At 46.4% G+C, this 1,069-nt stretch carries 1 protein-coding gene and 3 rRNA genes; all 4 read right to left on the bottom strand.

Features of this window, described 5'->3' with window-relative positions:
- Positions 1-259: helix-turn-helix domain-containing protein (locus BLQ12_RS27830; RefSeq protein WP_217640421.1), on the bottom strand; the 259-nt coding region annotated here is incomplete at its 3' end.
- Between the two features lie 207 nt (positions 260-466).
- Positions 467-598: ribosomal RNA gene (gene rrf, locus BLQ12_RS28520) — 5S ribosomal RNA — on the bottom strand.
- 80 nt (positions 599-678) lie between these two features.
- A 5S ribosomal RNA gene (gene rrf, locus BLQ12_RS26775) occupies positions 679-795 on the bottom strand.
- A gap of 78 nt (positions 796-873) precedes the next feature.
- Positions 874-1,069: ribosomal RNA gene (locus BLQ12_RS26780) — 23S ribosomal RNA — on the bottom strand; the annotation flags it as partial.

Below are 1,069 nucleotides of genomic sequence, written 5' to 3' on the forward strand. Positions count from 1 at the left end.
GCTCATACCCATAGTTCAAAAGTAAATGTTCATGAAGTTCCCGGATATTGGAAGGCCGTTTTTGCTCTGTAGCTTCATCTATCCACGCTGAAATAACATCCGTATACGCAGATGCTTTGGACTCTTTATCGTATCGATTACCGATGGATGATGGGGCCAGTTTTTTGCGGTGATACCGAACAGTACCTTCCGATGTCCTTAGGATACAGGATATCGAGCTGTTGTTTGCACCTTTGCCAATCAGAGTCTTGAGAGTCACGAGTTCCTCCTTCGAGAGTCGACTTCCGCGCATAAGATACCTCCTCAACAGAGGATACTATGCTTGGATAGTTTGTGAAGGCAGTTCGTAAAACTCGTGTCCCCTAAGACCTCATTCTATGACGTCTCTCAACACACCGCTCTGTTTCATGCATACAAAACAAAAAAGGCCCTTGATGATTTGATCATCAAGGGCCTTTATAAAAAAATCCGGCGGCGTCCTACTCACCCACACAGCTGCCCGTGCAGTACCATCGGCACAGACAAGCTTACTTCTTTGTATCAGATAGGTCGTATTCAGGATGGGAACGGGTGTGACCTTGTCGCAATCACCACTGACGAACAATCACCGCTCTGTTTCATGCATACATAACAAAAAAGGCCCTTGATGATTTGATCATCAAGGGCCTTTATAAAAAAATCCGGCGGCGTCCTACTCTCCCACACAGCTGCCCGTGCAGTACCATCGGCGCAGATAAGCTTAACTTCCGTGTTCGGGATGGGAACGGGTGTGACCTTATCGCAATCACCACCGAAAAACTGTGTATGCATTTTTCGGATCATTCAATCAGGATATGGATTCAATAAAGCACTCAGAATCTAAGATGTAAGATTGTGGCTAAGCCTCACGACCAATTAGTACCGGTAAGCTGAACACATTGCTGTGCTTACACATCCGGCCTATCAACCTCGTAGTCTTCGAGGGGTCTTCAGCTGACTTACGTCAGAGGGATATCTAATCTTGAAGTGGGTTTCCCGCTTAGATGCTTTCAGCGGTTATCCTTTCCGAACTTAGCTACCCTGCTATGCC

Origin of the sequence: Desulfoluna spongiiphila, from assembly GCF_900101345.1 — a bacterium.
GTDB classification, from domain to species: Bacteria; Desulfobacterota; Desulfobacteria; order Desulfobacterales; family Desulfolunaceae; genus Desulfoluna; species Desulfoluna spongiiphila.